The organism is Staphylococcus sp. HMSC034C12, assembly GCF_001835895.1.
GTDB classification, from domain to species: Bacteria; Bacillota; Bacilli; order Staphylococcales; family Staphylococcaceae; genus Staphylococcus; species Staphylococcus hominis.
On the sequence record NZ_KV826341.1, the window covers coordinates 1 to 975 of the forward strand.

1 protein-coding gene is annotated in these 975 nt (G+C 33.7%); it reads right to left on the reverse strand.

Going from position 1 to position 975, the window contains the following annotated elements; all coding sequences use genetic code 11:
* Window positions 1-51: 51 nt before the first annotated feature.
* On the reverse strand, window positions 52-858 hold the full coding sequence (locus HMPREF2629_RS08780; RefSeq protein ID WP_070813294.1) for a VOC family protein: 807 nt from the start codon (window positions 856-858) through the stop codon (window positions 52-54).
* Window positions 859-975 lie beyond the last annotated feature (117 nt).

The window sequence follows — 975 nt, forward strand, 5'->3', positions numbered from 1 at the left end:
TTATATAATTCCCACTAATTGGGGTCAGTCCAATTGTCATCCAACCTTTTTTTAATCAGGAACCACACTCACATCTCCATGAATAGTCATACTAAACCCTTCAGGTGATGTTAAATTCGTTTCTTTAGCGTGAGGTTGATAGATATCAATATGTGTTAATCCATAAGTGTTCTTATTGTCTGGATTCACTTGATTAGATTGCCATGTATTCACAGCAATGTGATGATGATAGTGTTGTGTAGAAATAAATAAACTTTGAGGGAGATTTGAAATATGTTCAAAACCAAGTTGATCAATATAGAATTGACGAGCCTCTACCAAATTATGTGTTTTTAAATGGAGATGTCCTAGTTTTCCATCTGATGGAAAACCTTGCCAACCATTTTCAGTACGATGTGAAATTAAATCTTGTGCATCAACTTCAAGAGTATCCATTTTAATAAAGCCATTCTCCCATTCCCAACCACTAGAAGGGCGATCTTGATAGACTTCAATACCATTACCTTCTGGGTCATTGAAATATAGTGCTTCACTTACTAAATGGTCACCGCCACCAACAGGCTGATTTAAACTACTCATATGATATAGGAAGTTAGCTAAATCTTGTCGTGAAGGTAATAAATAAGCGATATGAAAAAGGCCAGCTTCTCTAAATTCAGGATGACGTCCATGATCTAAAAGATGAAGCGTTAACGTGTGACCATGTTCTCCAACATTAAAAATAGTTTGTGTGTCAGTTTTCTTTTTAATAGAAAAACCGAGTACTTCAGAATGAAAGTGATTCATTTTGTTTAAATCTTTAACATTTAAAGTGACGTTCGTCACTTGCATTGCTTCTTTTGAATGAAATGTAGTCATGTATCATAGCCTATCTTTTTTATACTAAGTATATTAAATATACTAGAATAGTTACTAAGAGACAAGATAAATAACTTGATTAAAAAGAGTCCGGGACATAAAGTATCTAGATAAGTG